This is a genomic window from Candidatus Liberimonas magnetica (assembly GCA_020523885.1).
Lineage (GTDB): Bacteria > Elusimicrobiota > Endomicrobiia > Endomicrobiales > JAFGIL01 > Liberimonas > Liberimonas magnetica.
The window spans coordinates 81,652-105,345 of sequence record JAJAPY010000007.1; the positions used below are offsets into that span (position 1 = coordinate 81,652).

The 23,694-nt window shown below is 34.6% G+C and carries 19 protein-coding genes; 13 read left to right on the forward strand and 6 right to left on the reverse strand.

Annotated elements, in window-relative coordinates; translation table 11 throughout:
- Positions 1 to 18 precede the first annotated feature (18 nt).
- The 8 genes from LHV68_07280 (at position 19) to LHV68_07315 (ending at position 14,188) form a co-directional block, all read left to right on the forward strand.
- On the forward strand, positions 19 to 609 hold the full coding sequence (locus LHV68_07280; GenBank protein ID MCB4791675.1) for a nucleotidyltransferase domain-containing protein: 591 nt from the start codon (positions 19 to 21) through the stop codon (positions 607 to 609).
- The gene (locus LHV68_07285) at positions 578 to 1,021 is read left to right on the forward strand and encodes a hypothetical protein (GenBank protein ID MCB4791676.1); all 444 of its coding nucleotides are present in this window, start codon (positions 578 to 580) and stop codon (positions 1,019 to 1,021) included. The genes LHV68_07280 and LHV68_07285 overlap by 32 nt, the downstream gene beginning before the upstream one ends.
- Positions 1,022 to 1,511: 490 nt before the next feature.
- Complete coding sequence (locus tag LHV68_07290; protein MCB4791677.1) at positions 1,512 to 3,626, forward strand: type I restriction-modification system subunit M; 2,115 nt, start codon at positions 1,512 to 1,514, stop codon at positions 3,624 to 3,626.
- Complete coding sequence (locus tag LHV68_07295; GenBank protein ID MCB4791678.1) at positions 3,623 to 4,984, forward strand: restriction endonuclease subunit S; 1,362 nt, start codon at positions 3,623 to 3,625, stop codon at positions 4,982 to 4,984. The genes LHV68_07290 and LHV68_07295 overlap by 4 nt, the downstream gene beginning before the upstream one ends.
- A complete protein-coding gene (locus tag LHV68_07300; protein MCB4791679.1) occupies positions 4,984 to 7,926 on the forward strand; it encodes a DEAD/DEAH box helicase family protein in 2,943 nt (980 codons plus the stop codon). Before LHV68_07295 ends, LHV68_07300 begins: the two co-directional genes overlap by 1 nt.
- Positions 7,927 to 7,941: 15 nt before the next feature.
- On the forward strand, positions 7,942 to 9,060 hold the full coding sequence (locus tag LHV68_07305) for a hypothetical protein (protein ID MCB4791680.1): 1,119 nt from the start codon (positions 7,942 to 7,944) through the stop codon (positions 9,058 to 9,060).
- A gap of 2 nt (positions 9,061 to 9,062) precedes the next feature.
- Complete coding sequence (locus tag LHV68_07310) at positions 9,063 to 10,223, forward strand: hypothetical protein (GenBank protein MCB4791681.1); 1,161 nt, start codon at positions 9,063 to 9,065, stop codon at positions 10,221 to 10,223.
- Between the two features lie 158 nt (positions 10,224 to 10,381).
- The gene (locus LHV68_07315) at positions 10,382 to 14,188 is read left to right on the forward strand and encodes a hypothetical protein (GenBank protein MCB4791682.1); all 3,807 of its coding nucleotides are present in this window, start codon (positions 10,382 to 10,384) and stop codon (positions 14,186 to 14,188) included.
- A gap of 83 nt (positions 14,189 to 14,271) precedes the next feature.
- Here the strand turns inward: LHV68_07315 and LHV68_07320 are convergent, their stop codons facing one another.
- The 6 genes from LHV68_07320 to LHV68_07345 all read right to left on the reverse strand — a co-directional run bounded on the left by LHV68_07320 (position 14,272) and on the right by LHV68_07345 (position 17,882).
- On the reverse strand, positions 14,272 to 15,090 hold the full coding sequence (locus tag LHV68_07320) for a metallophosphoesterase (protein ID MCB4791683.1): 819 nt from the start codon (positions 15,088 to 15,090) through the stop codon (positions 14,272 to 14,274).
- A gap of 31 nt (positions 15,091 to 15,121) precedes the next feature.
- Positions 15,122 to 15,292 carry a hypothetical protein gene (locus tag LHV68_07325; GenBank protein ID MCB4791684.1) on the reverse strand — a complete coding sequence of 57 codons (171 nt, stop codon included), beginning with the start codon at positions 15,290 to 15,292 and terminating at the stop codon, positions 15,122 to 15,124.
- Between the two features lie 66 nt (positions 15,293 to 15,358).
- Positions 15,359 to 15,592 (reverse strand): hypothetical protein, encoded by a 234-nt coding sequence (locus LHV68_07330; GenBank protein ID MCB4791685.1) that lies wholly within the window; start codon positions 15,590 to 15,592, stop codon positions 15,359 to 15,361.
- 1 nt (position 15,593) lies between these two features.
- A complete protein-coding gene (locus LHV68_07335; protein ID MCB4791686.1) occupies positions 15,594 to 16,343 on the reverse strand; it encodes a hypothetical protein in 750 nt (249 codons plus the stop codon).
- Positions 16,344 to 16,364: 21 nt separating this feature from the next.
- Positions 16,365 to 17,102, reverse strand: a complete 738-nt coding sequence (locus LHV68_07340) for a hypothetical protein (protein ID MCB4791687.1) — start codon at positions 17,100 to 17,102, stop codon at positions 16,365 to 16,367.
- Between the two features lie 66 nt (positions 17,103 to 17,168).
- A complete protein-coding gene (locus LHV68_07345) occupies positions 17,169 to 17,882 on the reverse strand; it encodes a sigma-70 family RNA polymerase sigma factor (protein MCB4791688.1) in 714 nt (237 codons plus the stop codon).
- 510 nt (positions 17,883 to 18,392) lie between these two features.
- Here LHV68_07345 and LHV68_07350 point away from each other — a divergent pair.
- From LHV68_07350 to LHV68_07370, 5 genes are all read left to right on the forward strand, one after another.
- Positions 18,393 to 18,812, forward strand: coding sequence for a hypothetical protein (locus LHV68_07350; protein ID MCB4791689.1), 420 nt, complete (start codon positions 18,393 to 18,395; stop codon positions 18,810 to 18,812).
- 139 nt (positions 18,813 to 18,951) lie between these two features.
- Positions 18,952 to 19,131 (forward strand): helix-turn-helix domain-containing protein, encoded by a 180-nt coding sequence (locus tag LHV68_07355; protein ID MCB4791690.1) that lies wholly within the window; start codon positions 18,952 to 18,954, stop codon positions 19,129 to 19,131.
- Positions 19,132 to 19,452: 321 nt separating this feature from the next.
- Positions 19,453 to 21,576 carry a helix-turn-helix domain-containing protein gene (locus LHV68_07360; protein MCB4791691.1) on the forward strand — a complete coding sequence of 708 codons (2,124 nt, stop codon included), beginning with the start codon at positions 19,453 to 19,455 and terminating at the stop codon, positions 21,574 to 21,576.
- Positions 21,577 to 21,594: 18 nt separating this feature from the next.
- The gene (locus LHV68_07365) at positions 21,595 to 22,704 is read left to right on the forward strand and encodes a site-specific integrase (GenBank protein ID MCB4791692.1); all 1,110 of its coding nucleotides are present in this window, start codon (positions 21,595 to 21,597) and stop codon (positions 22,702 to 22,704) included.
- Positions 22,705 to 22,902: 198 nt separating this feature from the next.
- On the forward strand, positions 22,903 to 23,682 hold the full coding sequence (locus LHV68_07370; GenBank protein ID MCB4791693.1) for a sugar phosphate isomerase/epimerase: 780 nt from the start codon (positions 22,903 to 22,905) through the stop codon (positions 23,680 to 23,682).
- Positions 23,683 to 23,694: the final 12 nt, after the last annotated feature.

Consider the following 23,694-nt stretch of genomic DNA (forward strand, 5'->3'; position numbering starts at 1 on the left):
AATTAGAGAGAGTGATATATGTTAGAGCAATTGTTTTCATCAAAAGCGCGTGTTGATATACTAAGGTTGTTTCTGTTTAGTTCCCCAAAAAGATTTTATCAAAGGCAAATAGAAATATTGACAGACCAGCCGATAAGGGCGGTACAGCGCGAAACGGAGAAGCTTGTATCCATGGGGCTTTTGGAAAAAGAATCCGAAGGTAACAGGGCATATTACAGGGTAAATAAAAATAGCCCTATATTTGCTGAATTAAAATCTATTTTTTTCAAATATGTAGGAATTGCTGAAGTTCTGCGCAGCAGCCTTAACAGTAAGGAAAAAATAAGAACAGCTTTTATTTATGGGTCATATGCTAATGGAAATGAAACACCGTCAAGTGATATTGATCTGTTTGTAATAGGGACATTAACATCAAGAGAGCTTTCCGGTATACTCTCAAAACCGAAGAAGCAGCTAGGGCATGAAATAAATTACTCTGTTATTCCGGAAGCTGAGTTCAGGCAAAAAGTAAAGAATAAGGATCATTTTCTAACCAGTCTTATGAAGGAAAAGAAAATATTCATAATCGGAACACAAAATGAGCTTAAAGCAATTATTAGATCAGAATAGAATTATTCATCATACAACATCAAAACAGGAGATAAGTAACCTGTTTGAACTGATACGTCGTGATCTTAACGATGCGAAAATTATACAGCTTTCCGCAGATAGAAGATTTGCTACAGCCTATAACGCAGCATTGCAACTGGGTACAATTCTCCTTTATTGTAAAGGGTATAAAACAAAAGGCATAGGGCACCATTTCATTATTTTCCAGGCAATGAAAGAAATATTAGACAAAGAGCATCACTCGCTGGCCGATTACTTCGATTCTTGCCGCACAAAAAGAAATATTTCTGATTATACAGGTGCCGGGAATGTTTCAGATGCGGAAGTAGATGAAATAATTAAAGAAGTTGAATCGTTCTATGATTTTGTGATAAGCTGGATAAAAAAGAATTATCCCGGGCTAATAAAATGAGAAAAATAATTTGTGACCAATTTGTGACCACATGGTGTTCGTTTTGGGTCATTTTGGGTCGTTTCGTGACGGGTGCTGTCGCAATGGTATCGATTGAAAAATCAACAAAAATATAAATTGGAGAGGTGGCCGAGTGGTTGAAGGCGCCGGTCTCGAAAACCTACCCATCCTTTTAGTCCGTCGTCGGTAAATATCAAAATATCCCCCTGCTTGTGGCCGATTTGTGTCATGTCATTGCAGAAGGGCAGTGTCCTTCGTAGCTTTAGCGAAGAATGGAGCAAGTTTTTATAGATTTCGGGGGCAGTAAATGACAGGAAAAATTATCTTAAAAGTAGTATAATAAAAACCATACTGAATCAGACAGTGTGGTTTTTGCTTTTAAATATAGTAAAGGAAGCTAATGAACAAATTTGACTTTGTCAAATAGAAAAGAAGATAATAAAAAGTAGTCAATATAAAAGAAAAATATAGAGAAATAGGAGTTTAAATAATGGAAAGACATAACGAAATATCAGAATTCATTTGGGGTATTAAAGAACATATCCGCGATGAATACAAAGAGAAAGATTACGAGGAAGTTATATTGCCTTTTACACTGCTAAGGCGTATTGACTGCGTGCTTGAAAAAACTCATGAGAAGGTTGTTAAGACTTATGAAAAATATAAAGGCAAAGCAACTCCTGAAGTATTAGACCAACTGCTGAAAAAGGCATCCGGGCAAAACTTTTATAACATCTCAGCTTTCACCCTGCTTGGCCTAACTAAAGATAAAGATAACATTGGCGAAAATTTTGATGCATATCTAAAAGGTTTCAACGAAAGCATTAAGGATATTCTGCTTAACTTTAGCGGTGGACCGGAAAAGGGGCTTTCTCCAATTTATGAAACTCTACTAAGGAAGGAACTGCTTTATATCGTTACCTTTGAATTTACCAAACTTGATATGAGCCCGGACACAATAAGTAATCATGACATGGGAACTATATTTGAAATACTTATTCGTAAATCAAAAGAAGCATCAAATGAAAAAGCTGGCCAGTTTTATACACCCCGTGAAATCGTAAGACTAATGGTAAACCTTGTTTTTGCAAACGAAACAAGCAAACTGCAAAAAGCAGGAGCAGGTATAAATGTTTATGACCCTTGTTGTGGAACAGGAGGTATGTTGACTACGGCAAAAGACTATTTACAGGAAAGTGTTAATCCTAAACTTACTGTATATACTTTTGGGCAGGAAATAAACGAACAAACCTACGCTATTGCCAAATCTGATATCTTAATGAAAGGCGAAAACGCTGACAACATCAAGCACGGCAATACTATTACCAAAGACAAGCTCATTGGTAAAACTTTCAACTATATGCTTACTAATCCGCCTTTTGGTGATGACTGGAAAAATATAAGAGAGTTTGTAGAAAATGAATCCGAAGAAAAAGGATTTAGCGGTCGTTTTGGTGCAGGAACACCTGATGTAAGTGATGGCTCTTTTTTATTCTTACAACACATGATAAGCAAAATGAACCCACAGGGCAGTACTATTGGTATTGTTTTTAATGGATCACCTTTGTTTAATGGCGATGCAGGCGGTGGCTGGAGCAATATTCGCGGCTGGATAATGGATGAGCCAAATGATTTGCTGGATTGTATTGTGGCATTGCCAAAAGATCTGTTTTACGGTACTGGTATAGGTACTTATATTTGGATATTAAACAATAAAAAACCTGCAAATAGAAAAAATAAAGTTCAATTAATAAATGCAATACATCCAAACTTCACTAAGAAAATAAAATCCCTGGGCAAGAAGCAATACGAAATAAGTGAAGATGGTATTAGCCTGATAACCAAAATATACAAAGCTTATAAAGATCACAGTATTGAAGTAGAAGAAGACAGCAAAAAGCGTACAATTGAAATCAGTAAGATTTATGATGTAGATGATTTTAAATATACTAAAGTAATCGTTGAACGGCCTTTGCGTTTGGCTTATGAAATAACCAATGAGAAAATTGAAGCACTAAAAAAGCACCCCAAATTTATAGAATTTGCCACAAGTAAAAAGAAAGACAAATCATCCGCAAAAGCCGATATTTCTGAAGGCAAAGCTATACAAGAAAAGATAGTCAAGGCCCTTGAAACATTTAAAGGTAAAGCAAGAGAAATGAATGATGCTAATTTCTTTTCAACTTTTGAAAAAGCTTTTGGAGCCAAGCCAAATAAAGCATTACTTAAAATGTATAGAGATTCCATTGGCGAAAAAGACGAAGAAGCAGAAGTCGTTTTTGAAGATCCCTATAATATACCTGTACAAAAAGGCAGGGTTTGCGATTGGAAAGAAAAGCCGATGCAGGATACCGACCTTCGCGATAGTGAAAGCATTAAATGGAAAGAAAATATTGATGAATATTTTGAACGGGAAGTATTACCCTTTGCCCCAGATGCCTGGATGGATAGAGAAAAAGACAAAATCGGATATGAAATCCCCTTTACTAAATTCTTTTATGAGTACAAGCCTTTGCGTGATTTGAGTTTGATTATGAAGGATATAGAAGCCCTTGAAGAGCAAACAGAAGATTTGCTTGAAGAAATTAAAGAGGTCGTTAAATGAGACAATATCTAGCATATAAACCAAGCGGAGTGGATTGGTTGGGAAAAATTCCAATTGGTTGGGAACCTATTAAACTAAAATATATTTCTAACAGAATTACTAAAGGAACTACGCCTACAACAGTTGGTAAAGCATTTGTAGATAATGGGATTAATTTTATTAAAGTGGAATGCATATCAGAAACTGGAACTATTATTAAAGAAAATTGTGCATTTATTGATGAAGAAACTCATAATATTTTAAATAGGTCACAATTGAAAAAAGGTGATGTTATAATTGCTATCGCAGGAGCTATCGGAAGAGTTGCTATAATTGAAGATGATATTGTTCCTGCAAATACAAATCAAGCGGTTGGAATAATAAGTGTAAAAAAGAAAAAGTATAATTTACAGTGGGTCAAATATGTATTAAACTCCGATGCAGTAAAGCAATATTACAATATTGAAATTGTGAAAACAGCACAAGCAAACATAAGTTTAGAAAATGTTGGATTGGCAATTTTGCCTACTCCTTTGCTACCTGAACAAAAATCTATAGTTTGTTTTCTTGATTATACAACAGGACAGATAGATACTTTTATTGCAAACCGCCAAAAGCAGATTGAATTGTTGAAAGAGCAACTGCATTTCAAAATAAACGAAGCAATTACTAAAGGTATCAATACTAAAGTACAATTCAAAGCTGCTGATATTAAATATGTCCCTGAAATACCGGAGCATTGGGATATAAGAAAATTCAAGAGTCTTACTTCAATTCTTACCTGTGGTGTTGCGGCTACCCCAGAATATGTTGATGAAAATGAAGGTGTTGCATTCCTCTCAGCACAAAATTGCAGACCTTTTGCAATGGACTTGTCTAAATATAGTTATATAAAACCAGCACTACACAAGCAGCTTACAAGATACAAAAAGCCACAAAAAGGTGATGTATTAGTAACCAGAGTTGGTGCGGGAATAGGACAGGCTTGTATAATTGATACGGATTTAGAATTCTCTGTTTATGTAAGTTTAACTCATATCAGACCAAACAAGGAAATATTAAGCGAATATATAGTCTATTTTTTTAATACTGAATATTGCTATCAATTAAATCACGAAGGCACAGTTGTTGGTGGCGGGCAAGGAAACTTAAATGTAAAGAATGTTGAACGCTACCGTATACCGTTACCACCTATTGAAGAACAAAAAGAAATTATTAAATACCTTGATAAGTACAGAACAGAAATGGATACCCTTATCTCCAAATACCAAAAGCAAATAGATTTAATGCAGGAATATAGAGCATCCTTGATCAGCCAAGCAGTAACAGGAAAAATTGATGTGAGAGATTGGCAGCCAAAAAAGAAGGAGAAACAATAATGAGCCAAACAAGAGAAATTAATTTTGAAGATACAGTGGTTGACTTCCTAAAAGGCAGTAAACTCTATACAACAAGGGACAGCGGCCACTTCAATTTAGACTATCTTTTAGATATTGAATTATTAGAGCAATTCATTCAAAATACCCAGCCTGAGACCTGGCAAAAGATACAAAGGCAATTCCCTTCAAATACAATGCAAGCAGTAGCCGATGAATACGCTAAGCTGCGGGATAAGAGAGGTGTACTCAATTTAATACGAGAAGGCTTTGTTTTGCAGGGTGCAAGCATTAAACTTATATCTTTCAAACCCTCATCAGGCTTAAATCCTGACCATAAAATTAAATATGAAGCAAATAGGTTTTCTATAGTTCGGCAAGTGCATTATAGCGCACAATACCCAGATAAGAGCCTAGATTTAGTTATTGCTATCAATGGTATTCCAATTATTACCCTGGAATTAAAGAACGAATTTACGGGACAAAATATAACTCATGCTGTTGAGCAATATAGCAAAAGGCGAGACAGTAAAGATCCATTCTTGAAAAATTGTTTGGTTCACTTTGCGGTTGACAACAATACAGCTTTAATGACTACAAAATTAGAAAATGGTAATACCAGATTTCTTCCGTTTAATCGTGATACAATAAACCCAATTATTAATGATAAATTTGCCAGTAGTTACTTGTGGGAAGAGGTTTTGCAGGCAGATAGTTTATTAGAAATACTGAACAATTACGTTTTTATTGAAGAGGATGAAAAAACTAAAGAAGTAACAACAATATTTCCCCGTTACCACCAAAGAGACTGTGTCTGTGAGTTAGTGGCAGATGTAAAACAAAATGGAACCGGCAAAAATTATCTGATTCAGCACAGTGCGGGAAGCGGTAAGAGTAAAACTATAGCCTGGCTAGCACATCAGCTATCCAATGTGTTTGGAACAAACCAGCAGCCGATATTTGACAGTATTATTGTAATTACCGACCGCATAGTATTAGACAGGCAACTGCAAAGGCAAATTAAGCAGTTTGAGAAAATAAATGGAACTGTAAAAACTATTACTCAAGGCAGTAAACAACTTATCAAGGCTTTAACCGAAGGCGATAAAATCATCATCAGTACTTTGCAGAAATTTGGTTATATAGGTGAAATAGCTAGTCTAAATGGAAAGCATTTTGCGATTATTGTTGACGAAGCTCACAGTAGCCAAAGCGGTGAAAATATAAAAGACTTAAAAATCAGCCTTACAACTGAAGAAGCCTTAAAAGATATTGTTACGCAAGATGATGAAAATGGTGAGCCCAAGGATACAGTAGAAAAAGAATTGGAAAGAATAATGGCAAGCCGCCAGAAATTACCACATCTTTCATTTTTTGCTTTTACAGCAACGCCTAAACCCAAAACATTAGAGCTGTTTGGTATTCCTGATGCTACTCAAAAATCAGGTTATCGTGCTTTTCACGAATATACCATGAGACAGGCCATAGAAGAAGGTTTTATTCTTAATGTATTAGATAATTACATAACAAAGAGCACTTATTTTGAGTTAATAGAAAATGAGAAAGCCGAAGAAGGTAAAGAGTTTGAAAAGCTTAAAGCAAAACGCTTGCTAATCAATGAAGTAAATAAGCATCCTTTTGCTATAGCAGCAAAAAGTCATATTATGCTGGCTCATTTTATGGAAAAAACTATACATAAAATAGGTGGAAATGCTAAGGCAATGTTAGTAACAAGCTCCAGAGCCCACGCGGTTCTTTATAAAAAAGCTTTTGATAAAATTGTCATTGAACAAGGCTACAACATACAAACACTTGTTGCATTTTCAGGGACAGTTGAAATAGATGCTGAAAAGTATACTGAAAACGGCATGAACGGGCCAAAGGTGAAAGATATTGCAGAAGAGTTTAAAAAGCCAGGATACAAGATTTTAATAGTTGCTAATAAATTCCAAACAGGCTTTGACCAGCCTCTTTTACATACAATGTATGTTGATAAAATATTAGGCGGAGTTGCAACCGTTCAAACCCTTAGCAGGTTAAACAGAAAAATTAAAAATAAACAGGATACATTCATTATAGACTTTGTTAATAAACATGAAGAAATACAAAATGATTTTCAAAACTATTATCAAAGCACTAGCCTTGATAAGGCTACAGACAAACAGAAATTGTATAACCTAAAATATGAAATAGAAAAAGCGGATATGTTTACTACTGACCAAGTTGCCTATTTTATTGAAATGTTTGTTCGTAAGAAAGTTAAGTCGGAAGTTCTTTCTCCGTTTTTTAGGAAGATTGCTGATGAAAATTATAAAAACCGGCCAATAGACGAAAAAACAAAGTTTAGAAAGAATCTTAATAAATACATTAGGCAGTATTCCTTTGTATCTCAAATCATTACATTCATTGATACAGACCTTGAAAAGTTTTATCTCTTTACTAAACTGCTTTACAAGTATTTGCCTTATGAAAAAGGAACATTGCCTCTGGAAGTGACCCAAATGGTGGATATGGATAAATACAGAGTTCAAGAAGAAGAAAATGGAAGCATAATGCTTAAGCCGGAAGATGCCATGCTTGAAAACCCACAAGGTGATGGGCATAAAGGCAATAAGCAAGATACAAAAGAGATACTAGAAATAATTGTCAAAGAAATAAATGATAAATATGCAATTGCTCTGGGTGATGATGATAAGGTTGTAAAGGAAATGTATGAATCTTTGAAAAAAGATGATGCATTAATGGCAAGTATGCGAGCTGACAATATTGAAGATGTAAAAAGAATGAAGTTGCGTGAAAGTATTGATCAGGCTTTATTGAAAAATGCTGAACCTCCTATTGAGTTTATGAATAGATTGTCAAAAGATAAAGGATTGGCAAATTATGTTGTAGGCCAGTTTTTTCACTTGTTGATGAAAGAAGTTAATGAAAAAGATTTAAAATAGGATTTTTAAATAAATATGACTAAAGTATTAGAATTAATTATTAAAATAATAAAAACTGCGATTGAAAGCAGCAAACTATTTTTGGGATTAACCGGTCTTTTGGCTGTCCTAATCGCTTATAATTATTTAACAAATAAACCAGAATTAGTTATTGAGAGATATGATCCATTTGTGTCTGTTAAAATGGATTTATTTTATGGTTTATTGAGAATTAGAGATGGGAACAAATATGACAAAATCCATCAAGTAGAAGCGTTATTTAAAGACTTAAAAGTGCCACTCTGTGATGAGTCTCAGGATCCTGATGGACGTTTTATTATTTTTCCATTAGAAACTAATTTTAATAAGAACTTTATAAAACTATGGAATCAGATTGGTAGAATCAATGAAGCAAATTGGAAACCATTGTCTGATGAACAGAAGAAAACCAATCATTATAATGGAACTTTAGTAATGGCAGGTTATGATAAATATAATCTAAGTGTGTCATCTGAAGCAAGTTTCTATTTAGAAAATATCGGAGACCCATGGAGTTTTTTTAGTTTGCTAAATATTCCGGCCCCTAAAAAGTACAAGAGTGAAAAGGACAATTACTACGAAAATGTTTTTAACTTCAATGACAATTATAATAAAGATGTTATTAAGGATGCTTTGGATAAAATAAAGGACAGGGATTTAAAAACAGATTTCCTAGACTCATTTAATGGAAGCAGACAACTCTGGACTCCATTTGTAATTAGAAATGCAGGTGATGCTCCAGCAAAAGATATAAGTATAATATTTCAACCGGGTTGTGTCAGTGGAATTCATGAGTTAATATATAGTAATTTGGATCATCAAGGTATAGGGTATACTTCCGCAGTAAAGACTCCCAGCAATAACCTATATGTTTTTGATGCAAAAAACAATGTTCTTCAAATACCTATTCTTAAACCTGGCGAAACAAAAATAGTAGTCATTAAAAGTATTTCTATGCTCCCAGGGGATGAAATACTTAGGGTAAAAAGCTATATAGGAGAACAGATAAATAGGAACATGATTAAATGGTGGCTCATAATATCTTCAGTATTATCGTTCATTTATTTCTTTGTTTTACTTGTGTTGGAATACAAAAATGAAAATAATAGAGGCTGACTATGCCAATGCTAATAATCATGCCATGGTGTAGAATAAAGTGTGATATTGATCTTGGTGAAATAAAGTTACTTCGCTATCAAAGACAGGGAATGCCCTTTGGTGCAGATAAGGAAAAACAAGAAACGTGCGATAAGGTGATGTCTAATTATTGTATAAGCAAAGATAAACCAATATCAGCTGCTGTTATTGTCCAATTGAAAGACAAAGAAATATTTGCTGACCTAACTGATGATGAAAGGTCCGATGTTTTTTCTCTCTGTAGCCTAATAACATTCTCTACTCTGTCTATGCGTCAATACTTCTCCTTTGGAGATACGTATTGGAACTCATCTAACTCAAACGTAGTTATTCAATCATTTAAAGAATCTCCTGAGCCATATTTCGCAATAAATACTAGAAGACGAGACGGATATAGAATGAATGTGTTTGATACATCAGAGTACATGACATATCGTCCTCATTATGCAGATAATGGAGTTATTAATGTCGATATCCCTTTAGTAGATGCTTTGTTTAAAGCAAGACAAAGCAATAAAGAAGGTTGGTTATGTTATGAAGAAGGTATAGATAATTTTAACCGTGCGAATACAGATAATACAGACATTATGCTGCACCATGAAATAATAATGATAGCAAGTGCTTTCCAAAGAATCTGTGATTCTTCTTATAAAGAAGATGATCTTGTCGACAAACTTTCCCCATTATTTAATCCAGATATAGGTGGAAGAATTAATGATTTGTCTGGATATTCTTTAACAACAAAATCTGGCAATACTATCCATTGTAAATCAGCCTTTGAGTTCTGGATACGTGATTTATATAGAGTACGCAATGGCTGCGCCCATGGAAAACGCAACGATGCATATCAGCCTATTTGGAGTATGCAGGAACATTTATTGTTTGTGTCTTATGTTTATCCGTTAATAGTAAAGTATAAGTTAAGTATTGAAGGCTACTACATGCTATCAGAAAAAGATGTGATGGATATTAATGTTTTTGAAACTCTTTTAGATTACGACAATGTATTTGAATCAATAACAGAGAAAAATGAGAATGTAAAATATCCTTGGAACGAAATTCGTAGCAAATTTCGGCTTAAATGGATTATAATCCAAGCAGTTAGACAACAGGGAGAACAAAATACATCCAATAGCTTATGAAAATAGTATGTTCGGGTAAGTAAACGGTGCTTGACTAATTGGACTTATTGTAGGAGTAAGAAATAAAATGATAGAGTGAAGCAAGACACGGAATAAGATCTAGTCAAGTTAGGCAAGCCTGATACACGGATTTATATCGTGGCTCATGGAGAAATAGCATGATAGATTGGTTAAAAGTTAATAATGATAAGACATTTCAAAATTTAGTTAATCACCTCTTTTTCTTGGAGTGTCCTTCAACTTATGGTTTTGTGCCGTTTAGCCCTTACATAGGCAAAGATGGGGGGTGGGATGGTAAATACGAAGGATATTATCCAAAAGAGAATTTAGAAGGTCGGTATTGTATCCAGGCAAAATATACTAAGCATAATTTAAAAGCTGCTATGCCGTCGCTAACAAAATGGGTAAAGACAGAATTAATAAAGGCTAAGAAAAATAAGGTTGATCATCTTAGATTAGCGACATGTGCACAATTGCGAGACGAACATATCACTAAAATTGAAGCATTAAACAAAAGGCATGTAAAAACTTTCAAGATTTGGCATGGGCAAGACTTAACACTGAGGATTGAACAGGAGCCATTTTTACGTTTATATTATTTTGATGGTCCGTCAGTACCGCTATTTGTTCCTCCAACTATATATTTTGAAAAGGTAGAAACAAGACTTGCAAATATTACTGTTCCCCAAGGTATTAAAAGTGTAGAAGACCGCATTAATGAGGTTATCGCATTTCTCAATGACAATAGTAATAAAATATTTGTGCTTAGCGCTTTCGGAGGGTTTGGGAAGAGCCATTTCTTAAGCCTATTTCCAAAAAAAGTTGCTAATTCTAAAATAGACAGGGAAGTATGGTTTATTCGAGATGGTGTAAGGAATGTTCAAGATGCAATGCAGGATGAAATTGGTGTTAGAGATAGTGCTCATAAAAAGCATAAATATGTCTTTGTATTAGATGATGCGGACCGCGCGGGTGATGTAAAAGATATTTTGAATTGCATAAATAAGACAGGAATAGATGCAAAACTTGTCATCACGCTAAGAACAATAGGATTGTCTAATTTAGAAGAAATTATAGATTCTATTCGGTGTAGGGATTTGACCATTTATAAATCTATTCCTGAGTGGTCAAAAGACGAACTAAAAACATTATTAAGGGCAGCAGCGCAGAAAGATAAGATTGATAATGAAGATGAAATAATTAGAAAGTATCCGAATCCCTATTTTATTATACAAATCGGATTAAACATAAAAGGTCGGAACAGTTTTGATTTACAAACTTTTAAACAATCCATTATTCAATCTTTACTAAATGACGCGAGAAAGATTTTGCCTACAGAAAAGGGAGATGTCGGGAATTTGCTTTTTCATCTAGCTTTGATTACTCCAGTAAACATTAATGACAGCCAAACAATTACTAAGCTATCAAAAATAGTAGATATATCTAGTAAAAACATAGAGAAAATATTGAATAATTTTGACAAAAATGGAGTTCTTAGGAAAATCGGTTCAGTTTTACGATTTATCCCAGATATGATTGGTGATGTTTATCTATTAGAAACGATGCAGAAAATTGGAGAAAATGAACGAAAAGAAGCTTTCCTGTATTGGCTTGACACTCATTCGAAAAATATATTTTGTAATTTGGGCGCGACTTTGCAGTACGGTAATCCAGATTGTTTGGTCCCTGTGGTAACAGATATTGTTTCCGGTTGGATAGACAATGCTACTAAATATGGCGGTTATGAGAAAAAACAAATATTAGAAAATCTAGAAGAGATTTGTTACTTGGTACCCGAGAAGGCATTAGATATGCTTTGGGCTTATATAAATACTCCTGAATTGAGCACTGATGATTATGGCCTTATCATTATACGATTAATTCATAGCGATTGTGAGCGACAAAAAATAGTAGATATATTAGAAGAAATACGAAACAAGGTAAAGCTTGGCACTTATGACAATTACAAGCCGAATACTCTAGTCAGGGATGCTGTTACCCCTTTAAAAAACAATATTGATAGGAAAATAATTCCGATTTTAGATATTATAGAAAAATCATTAAAAGGATTGCATCCGATAGTTGAATTTTCAAAAGCGGCTTTAAAGGAAGTGTTGGCTTCAGCGCATGAATGGACATATTCTACCTATGATAGCGTGCAATTTAGCAGTCGTTTTCTTATGGTAAACGAGCCGGTCTTGTTGATGCGAAAAAAATCAATTGAAATAGTTAAACAAATGTTGTTGGATGTTCGCCCTGAAGTGCGTTTAGCGGGTATTGATATCGTAAAAGAAATAGGCGAATGTCATTTTGGTCCAGGTGTTTCATCTGATATCCCTTTAAAGGATAGAATTGATGATGAGAGAAAGGAAATGCTAGAGTTTATAGACAAGAACAATCTCATAGAAAAAGAAAAAGATTATCATGTTTTATGTTTATATGAAGATTTGTTGGTTAGTTGGTGGGCTCTTCAGAAAGTTTCGGATGAAATATCTTTGAAGCTTATTAATCATTTTAAACATGACCCTGAATATAGGATTTTTAGATACTATACTTCCAGGTATGATATTACAGATGATATTCAGGATAAATTTAAAAATGCTCCTGTAAAAGACAGATGGCCATGGACTGTAGATAATATAATGAGAAAATGGTATTTGACAGTTAATGATTTTGAAAAAGATGCAGTAGCTTTAAATAATAAATATTCTTCTTCAGAAGACATCGCAATATTTCTTGCTAAATTAGGAAAATCGGTAACTGTTTCATCTGCTAATGCATTATTTTTACGTGCGTGGTTTAAACAAAATCCAGAAGTATTTAGGCATATACGAAATCAAAAAGAATTATGGGCAAATATTCCATTAGCATTCAAATATACGATTACTCAAGATTTGGTTGGGAAATATCCTGAAATGGCGAAGATAATTATTGATGAAGTTTTGTTGACTCCGCATATATCCACAGATGAAGCAAAGATAGCTATAGACATTCTTTCGTATGACATCCCATCTCTTAATAAAAGTGAAATTATTAAGACGGTGGCAGAAAAGAATATTGATGATTTAAATTTGTCAATATTGGAAAGAATGCGCTTTATCGAAGACAAGATTTCAGCCAAGTCTATGGCAGTTATTGTCTTAAATGTGATGAACCACTTGAGTTCTAGTTTTCAAGCCAAAGCGATTGATTATATTGCATTTATTTTGCACAACAAAAATAGTGATTATGTTAGTGATTTCTTTGGCATAACTCATGATGTTATTTGTCAAGCTCTTTTACATAAAAGTGAGCTGGATTACCACGATTTTGAAGTGTCAGCCATTCTATTTAACAAGGCGGGTGAGTTTTTTAGTTTTATTGAAGCCCGCCTGGAGAAGGAAAGTAAAATAAAAACATATTCAGAATATAAGGCTATCCCTTATAGGGGTATTGAATTTGCAAGCAAGTTTATCAATACAAAAGAGAGCTTTGTTATTGCAATAAAAAAGGCACTTGAATGGGAAAGGAAATATAAAAATAATATTAGTTTCAGTGTTTCTAAGTTATTTGAACAATTTATGTCCTTACGGGATGAATCAGGAACTTTGTATTTTGATAATGTTAAAAGCGAATTTTATAATAAAAATGACTTTTTAGAATATCTGCAATGCTTATTTAGTCTTCCATTAAATAAGAAGAATCTTGGCGCATTCAAAGAAGCTATTGGGAAAAGCGCGGAATTGAGATACGAAGAAAAAATGGCAGAGTTACTTAGAAGTAAAATATACCCAGAAGATGGTTGGAGTTCTTCTGTTGGGCAAATACCACCCGCTTTTATTGAAAAAAAGGAATGTTTTGAAGAATTAAAAAATATTGCTCCTGCGGGGAAGTTAAGAAATGCACTGGAAGAATGTGTGCGTGGTGTAGATAACATGATTAACCAACATAAAAAAGAAGAAGAGAATCGCTCTCATTCACGGTAGAGGAATTCCAGCGACACTATACTTAATTAGGACATAAAGAAAGCTATGCCTGGTTTCACTAAGTATACTAACTGTTTTTTGCATTATACCATCACTCGCTCGCATTTCATTGTAACTAAATCAACCACCACGTAGACCAGATCCTCTGTTTGTCCTGCCTGGATGCAGATAGTTGAATCTAATTGAGCCTTCCAGCAGCCTGTCATGGCAGGTGATTCATGAATATGACCGTGAAGGGTTAACAGAGGCTGATTGTCTCTGATGAAAAAATACAATGCTTCAGAACCAACTCTTTCTTTATTTATGCAAACGTCCAGCTCTAGATTACACGGCGGCATATGAGTAACATAGATTGCCTTTTGCATATTAACCGGCCGCTCGAGTTTCTCAAGCTCTTCTTCTATTGTAGGAAGAGTTGCTACATATTGCTTCCAGTTTGGAATTTCCTTTAAACCGGTTTCTGTTGAATGCAGAGCCGTGCCTTTCTGGAATCCTATTTCACTATCCTCCGTGTCTTTCCGGCACCTATCTTTGAGTAGGAACGGATAGTCAACTACCCAATTCATTCCGATAAAATCATACCCTTCAATTTGAATTCTACGCTGAGCGATGTTCTTGACATATTCATACCTATCGCACACTTCCTGAAACAGGTTATCAAATACCATAAGATCATCGTTGCCAGGAAAGCATAGGTAGTGAATTCTATCGCTGTTAAAGGCCTTAAAATGCGCATTTATCTGGTTTTGGATATATTCGTTCTGGCTGTAGAGATTATTATCATTAGGGAACATATCTCCGGCGTTGATAACAATGCTGGAGCGCACTTTGCAGGCTTCTTTATAGAGCATTTCATATTTCCATGTGTTACCATGTAGATCGGAAGTTACCATTATTTTCATATTTTTACCTCTCTATCGTTCTCCCTTTAGATTATTTGGATAATAAATCTTTATTTTCCTTTCTTTTTTTCATTAGTTTAAAACTCTTTGACCAATTTTTTCTTGGTTCATCCTCAATCAAATACTTGTCATGATTTCTAGCCACATCTTTTTTGCCTCTAAACACTCCAATGATGCCTTTAAGTCTTATTGCTTTTTTCATGAATAATCCTTTCATCTAAAACACTATGCCGGTGGTTGGCCGGCATAGTGTTAAAGAACATTTTATTTAGATTGCTTCCATTTCCCGTTTTTGAACAGGTTTTGCATACTTTTCTTCGATAGGTCGCAGTATTTCATTTTTCAAGACGGTCAAGACACCGCTGTTCAACACATTCTGTAACTCAAGCTTTGCTAGATTCATATCAAGACCGATCTCAGCGCAACCTGATACTGCTATGTCCATACCCTGCCCATCAGGCAGGTTAATGTGTTTTTTAACGGATATTTCCTTTACCTGCATACTAATCACCTCCCTTGGTTTTGTCGGCTCCAAACCAGCCGAGATATTTTGCTAATGCTTTATAACCATTTTTCCATACAACTTTATATACCTGTCCTACTTTTGGATTTTTAACAGTAGCCGTGTAACATTTAAAACTTTCTTTTTGTTTAAGATTGAATCCTAGGTTCTCTTTATAGAGGTTAACTTCCTTGAGTGTTCCAATCTTATGCTCTTTTCCGTTATCTTTAACAATTACAAGCACAGGATTAGTATCTACAGGGGAAAACCTATGGAAAATAGCTTTAAATATGAGTTTCTTTGTGGGATATTCAACCTTTAACATACTATGCCGAGTTTCTTTCTTCTTGTATGTAGTAAACATTACCGGGCTTATCCAGCACCAGATATATTTTGCTTCACTTCTAAAGCCAAAAGACAGATCCCAGAATAACCTGAATGTTTTATATGGCTGATCAGTAGAAACCTCCTTGATTATTCCCTCATTGCGAAATCCTTGTTTTGATGCAACATGGAAACTGTACTCATTGCTGTTCTTGGGTTGTTTTTTGCTCAAGAACCTTTTCTGGGCTTCTTCAATACTTCCGAGGCATGGGGTTAAGCCTTCATCCCAGCCAAAGGTATGATCTATGGCAAAAGGCTCAGAACAATTCTTAACAGCAGCAGTTATTTCATGAAATACTGCCCCATAGCCGCTAAAGGATGGTACGATGCATTTACAATACTCTTTGATTAATAATCTTTCTTTCATAGAATTTTCCTTTGTGCTCCCTTATCTGTTGGCTTCAAGCCATTCTAGATATTTTATCATCTGATCTAGTCCCAATTTCCAAACAACCTTATAAGTGTGTCCAATAGGTGGATTGTCAACCTCGATTTGAAAGCACTTAAAATGGAAATTGCCATCCATTTTAAAGGCAAAATCAGACTTTTTGTAACTAGTCTCCTTTAGTGGGCCTATTTTATCTTCATGCCCTTTTAGATCGACCTTTATCAGTTCCAGGCAATTTTCTAAAGGATAAAACCTGTGGTACATTATTTGGTAAACAAGTTTCTTTGTAGAGTATTTAACTTCAAGTGAACTTTGCTGAGTGCCAATATGGCTCAATGAACTGAACATTACGGGACTTATCCAGCCCCAGACATAAGAAGCCTGCTGTTTAGTGCCGAAATTATCTTTCCAGGATATACTGAAGGCTCTTTCTCTGTTTTTTGATTCCATTTCTTTGACGATTGGTTTTCCTCCAAATGCATCACGAGAAGCGAACGCAAACGTATACTCGTTATTTTTTGCAGGTTGTTTCCCTGCAAGATAGTAATCATAGGCCTTTTTTACACCGATAATTTTTGCAAATGAGTTTATACTCTCGTCAGACCCAAATTTGTTCTTAATAATAAAGGGTTTCTTACCTTTATACTCTGCCAGAACAGCGTGGAATGCTGCGCCATTACCGCTAAAATACGGAAAAACGGTTTTGGTGTACTTTTTAATTAAAAAACTATTTTTCATACTGTTGTACCTCCTGTTTAGATTTCCTACTACTGTATAGTAAACCAGTTGTGCCAAATCGGCAACTTAAAGAGTGCGTAAATATTCAATTGTCTTTAACTCGATCTTTCTGACCGTTTCTTTTGAGATGTTTAAGATATGGCCAACTTCGACATGACTCATTGGTTTGTTTAAATACCGCCTATTGGGACCTATCGAATAGCGTAGTTCTATTACTTCCCGAGACAATTTATGAGGTGCCTTTTGATCCCTACTTAACTTAGAAAGCAAGTTATTGACTTCCATTATAAGGTACGCATTACTGTCTTCCTGACTTGGAATAATATCCTGTAATAATAGTGGATGACCATCCTCAGTGTTGTCCAATATTATCTTTTCTAACGAATCTGTTGGATTTATGTCCTGATGTAGTTTCATTTTCTTAATACATAGCCTTCTCGAATATCCAAAGTTCTTAGAAAAAATTTCATTGAAAATATAGGCCTTTATTACTTTCGTCACATAATGATAGAAGTATCCTCGATTAAAAGAATGTTTTGAGACGGCTAAAGTTAGCGCGAGGCACCCTGTTTGGTAAAGATCCTCGAGCTGAATCCCGTATTTTTTAGAGAAGCTCATATAGCGGAACACATAGTTGCAAACAAGCCTCATTGTTCTTAAAATTATAATCTCTAATGCCTTGTCTCTGTCTTTCTTTAAAAGCTCCCTTATTTCTGTTTCGGTAAGAAGTTTTATTTGTTTAGCTTGTTGTGCAAGTGAAAAAAAGTTCAAATTGCTCATTTCAATACCCTCCTTTAATTAATTTTTCGCAGAAAATAAAAAACCAGTGATGCAGGTTTGATGAACCTATATCACTGGTTTTTTTGTTTTACTATAAAGCAGATCCGTTCTTGGATTTTAATAAAAAGACTAAGTGTAGTTATCTGTTTTCATGATTAAATCCTCCTTACTATTACGATTAGAAAATAAAGAAATTAGTCCAAGATACATAAAACTCAAAATGATTATTTTTCTATTATTACATGAAAAAAAATTATAAATTGCGATGTCAGGAAATGGGAAAATTTAAGTATAAATATATAGGGAGAGAAATAGTTGTTAAATGGAAAAATAATGAATAAAACAGGTAGTACTAATTCTATAACCTATAAATTTGATAGCCTTATAAGAATGGACGCGTTACTGATCCGCGAATATCTATGTAGAATTAAGGCACTCTCACCAGGAATTAGCAATTACGATATAATGAACAATTTCCGCGAGTCACTAAGGTTAGCATTTGGCGACATTATGTCTAGGTATGAGATTATTGTTTATGAAGATTGTAGAGAAATAACATACCGAGGAAAAAAGATTAAGTTAGGTGAACAACAACATATTGTAGTATGTAAAACCATAACCAAACTATTTCACGATACTTTTCAACTTCATAGCACTGAAAGACCTGGACTCTGTAGAACATGGGAAGGGAAAGATCTTACTAAACGAAAACCTGAAGAGATAAAAAATAGTATGGACAATGTAATAAGAGATATACTTCCGGATTCCATAATTACATATTCTAATGTAAATTCAATTGTACGAGATATCCGTGACAAAACTTCTCCAGATATAATTGTAAATATTAAAAAACAGGGTATATATTTTAATTATTCTCCTCTTTTCATAAACTACATCAAAGGGCACGCATTTTCACACATTCTGGATTAATCGCTCAATTCGTTCATCGTCGCAACCTACAATAATTTAAAACTAATTCACGCATTTTCAGTCTCTATCCACTGGTTTACCTTTCAGGTAATATTTAGGCATAAGCAGCATTAACGAAACCTATAAGTATGGAGGAATCATGGAAGATGAACTGTTAACACCCCAAGAAGTAGCTGATAACTACTTGAAATGCGATATTCGGACCCTTAGGAGATACATAAACAAAGATCTCCCTGTGGTTAGAATATCACCCAGGTGCATACGTATTCTTAAATCAGAGTTGATTAAATGGATAAATAAAAGAAAAGGAAATAGTTAGGTGCCACTATGAAACAAGGCCAGTTCGTTAAGTCCATAGTTAAATTGCGCGATATGGGTATTTTAGCAACAAAGATGAGTTGTCAAAAATACTCTTCGTCGGAACGTGTCCAACAGCAAATACAACCGGTTATGAGCCGATTCACTTCCAGCGTTAATTTTACTAGTTACACTGTCACCTCTTGCCACTTCTTGTCATCTTCGAAGACTTCGCTTTCAAGGATGTCCTATTTCGCGGTTGCAATAAATTCAACTTAAAGTTGCCGTTTCGGAATAAGTGGTTTACTAAGAATAGTAAGAAAACATTTAAGGAGGTACAGTCATGAAGGGTTACGATTTGTATAAGCATTACGGTATTGAAGTGCCCGGATTTTATATTGATCCGGAGCAGGTCTACAATGCATTAAAAGAAATAATCAAGAGGAGGCCCAAAACAATGTATTACATAAAGAAGCTAATAGAATATTTAAGGAAATTAAATATCAGTATTCAGGAGTTCATATTTGCTGATCATTATAAGGACTTACTTCGTAGCGAAGATATAGCTGATAATGAAGATACAGAAATGTTTTTTAGGTATATACTCAGTTCTTTATGCAAAGACCACAAAATACTGCCACTTTCATATGAATTATGCATTGTACCGGATTTGAAAGAGAGGTGTGATTTATATGATCTGAGCAATCTTGAGACGGGTTTGTCAGAGGCAATTGTATCCATTTATCCTTCTTCAATCATACCAAAAAATAGCAAGGTGAGTATTCTTCAGAACACTCAGATACCTATAGTTGTTGTAAATCAGGCGAAGTTATTTTTTAAACATTATAGAACTAATAATGTAAAAAGAGACCTTACCACTAGAACTTTAGTGAACTTCTGGTACGCGTTAAGAAAACTTACCATAGTTACGGAGATAAGTGATCTTGGTAAGTTAGATGGTGAGAATGGAGCCAAACGACTAAAGGAATACTTTGAAAAAGAAAGAACGAGAAAATTAAAAACAGGGACACTTGTTTATAAAATTAAAGGCGACTCTGACACAATAGAAAACATAAAGATATTTTTCAATACTATGTGGAAACAGCTTGGTATGGTTGAAAATCCTTTTTCGGCACTTGATACCTCAGATTCTGTGATTATAAAGGGAGGATCTAAGATACTCGATAGACTTAAGCTCCCTTATGATAGGAGCGAATATAAGGGCACAAAAATTGTGCGAAATCAATTGCAGATTAGAGTAAAAGGCATAGATAATAATGACTTGTACATTATTCCTTGCTTTGAAAAAGATGAAATAAGATTAATAAGGGATTATATAGAAAAGAAAGAAAATTCAATAAGAAATGGTACAGAACCTGATTTGGAGAAAATGGATTTGGAAGATCTAAGAAAATATCATGAGAAAGCTCAAGGTGATTTTATTCTGGCTTTAGGCATATTTAATGGACCGCGCCCACTAGACTACAGGTGTTTAAGTTTAGAGCAAATCGGGAAATTCAGTACGGATATCAATGATCCCATTAACGAAAGATTTTTTAATGATATTCCAACTATACAAAGTGATATAAAGGAAAATCCGCTAAAACTAAGACCCGAAAAGAGATTTTTTGGTCCTATATTTGTTTTGTTTGCACAGATGATAAAAGCGCGCAGGATATTATGTAGACGTAAAAACAAAAATATCCAACGTGATAAAAATCGGCATATGAATGATTTGGGAGAGCCTGTTTTGGTTACAGATGAATTAGTAAGAATATCTGATTTAGTTCTTAGAAAACTGACTAGAAATACCCTTGTACGTGTAGGTTTAAATATGACTAAGGCATTAAACTCAACGATATATTTTTTAAGAAAAGCATTCATAGTATATGCACGTATGTCAGGAATGCCTCTTGAGGCTATCAGCATAGTAACTGGTACGGATCCTAAGACCTTAATGGATTTTTATCTCTATCTTGACTTGTTAAAGGATACCAATAAGCATTTTGCGGAAAAATATTTGCCATTTCTTGGTTTTAAGCATTGTATTCCGTGTGAAGGAGTAGTAACAGATATAGTGCCGGTTGATGCTAATAGGATAAGAGAAAATGTTTTAGAGACAATTGCAAAAGAGGATGAGTGTTCTATTGATGAAGCTATTCAGATATTTGAAAAAGGGAGTCGTCAAATGTCCAGGAATATGATTCTGGATGCTATTAAAGAAAAATACATCATCGCCGTGAAAAGAAGTAATCAGTGGATAGTGTCAAAGAAAAGTATAGAGGAATTCATAGAAAAATACATAGATGTAGAAGGTATTGTAGATGTGTTTAAAAACAGGCATATGAGAATTACAAAAAGGAGGGCACAGCAGGTAATTAAAGAACAGAATATAATTCCGCTGAGATTGTTAAATAAAGTGTTTGTTGATTACAAGTCAATATCAAGCTACCTTGATCGTCGGTAAAAAACTAAAGGAGGATTTATGAGCATATACAAAAGAGGTAAGATGTGGTACATGGATGAATGTAATAACGGAGTAAGAGTAAGAAAGCCTTTGAGCACTGATCAAAGAGTGGCCTTACAGATGAATCGTTCGTTATTAGTTAATAGAGACAAATTCAATGCCGGGCTGCCCGTTGATATTAAAGTTCAGCAGTTATTTGATGAATATGAAAAGTATTCAAAGGGTACTAAACGGGAGAAAACATATCAGAAGATTATGGATGGGATTAAGTTTCTCAAAAAAATAGTAAATGTTGACATGCCTATTTCCAAGGTAATAAATAGCCTTCCCAAAATTATAGATGATTATAAAGCGGATGCATTAAGCGCCGGTAAAAACCGTTTCACAGTTAATAACTATATGAAGACTGCAAGGCAAATATTTAATAAAGCTGTAAAATGGAATTATATTTCTTCTAACCCCCTTTCCCAAATTGAGCTGGCGGAGGTGCCGCCGATACCAAGGCCGAGATTCCTGGACAATGAAGAATTGAAAAAAATATTAGCTGTGTGCACAGGAGACCTTTACGACATGATCATAGTTTTTGCCTACACTGGTTTAAGAGCGGCAGAACTTATGAACTTAGAATGGCAGGATGTAAATTTTGAGCAGAATTATATAATGGTTACCGAGAAGGATATCTTCACTCCAAAAAACTATGAGCGTAGAACAGTGCCCATACATCCTGATTTAAGAGAACTGCTTATATTGCGCAAGAGTGGAACCACATCAAGTTTTGTATTCTTTGACAGGTCAAGAGATAGAAAACAAGATCAAATAATGAGAAAGGTTCCAAATGGCCGCCTGTACAGATCCATATATAAGAAGTTTAAAAGAAGGCTCAAGGAGTCAGGAATCAATAATATTGATAAGGTATGTATTCATACCCTGCGCCATACCTTCGGGAGCCACTGCGTTATGTCCGGCATTGATATTTTTACTACTTCTATGCTGATGGGACATTCTTCTGTAGATACTACTAAGATTTATGCGCATGTCTCACCCCAGTACATGCAGGATGCCATATTTAAGCTTGATTACGACTTTTTGGGTAAAACCAAGGAGTTCAAGCTCAAATGTATTAAATAAGGGATGTTCAGGATTCCAAAATTCTCGGTAATCTTCTAAAAACTCTCGCCATTGGCGAGAGTTTTTAGTTTGAGATGCAAGCCCATAAATCCTAGCATTTAAATAAATCAGCACGATATATTTTGAAGTTTTTTACCTAACAAAGTATAATATTCGCATATTTGTTAGGTAATTCTAATATCAAGGGGTATAAACAGAATGAAAATATCAATCAGGGCCGCTTATCCGGAAAATGGCAATTATGATTGGGCTCAATCACTAAAAATATATGAGGAAATCGGATTTGTTGAAGTAGCATTTGTAAATCCAGAGTTGTTTTTGAAGCTGGACAACAAAGAAGTAATCAAGCCATTTGCCTCTCTAAATATAAAAGTATCATCGCTGCATCTTCCTCATTTCAGCCTTGTAAACCTGGCATTGTTTTCAGAAATATTTAAGAAAGCAACTGATTTAGCGAAATTGCTTGATTGTCAGGATCTTGTTATCCATCCAAGTTTTGGCAAGGCACGTTCCATAGAGAACTTTATTAAGGATGAAATAGACAGCGTGCTTGAAAAGAATGGCCTTTGTTTGTGCTGGGAGACATTTGAAAGTAAAAAGAGAGTATTTGGCGGCCTTGATCCTGTTGCCCAATATTGCCAGGGAACCCAGAACCATGGAATATGTTTTGATTTTTCACATGTGCATAAAGAACAAAAGGAAGTGATAGCAACAATTGACAGGTACCTTCCGCTCATTAAAGTATTCCATGTTTCAAACAGAATCAAAGATACTATAAAACAACATTATCCTATTTATTATGATAAGGAAGAAGCTGCCCTTGATTTCAAAGAGATATTTACTTTTTTGAAAGGCAAACAGTACGAAGGACATCTTGTGCTTGAATATTTATACGAATTTCATGATCAATTACTTCCAGATGCGATAAGTTTGTTGTCATTTTTAACCTACAAAAGCAAAATAAACGATAAAATGTAGTTAAAAATAACT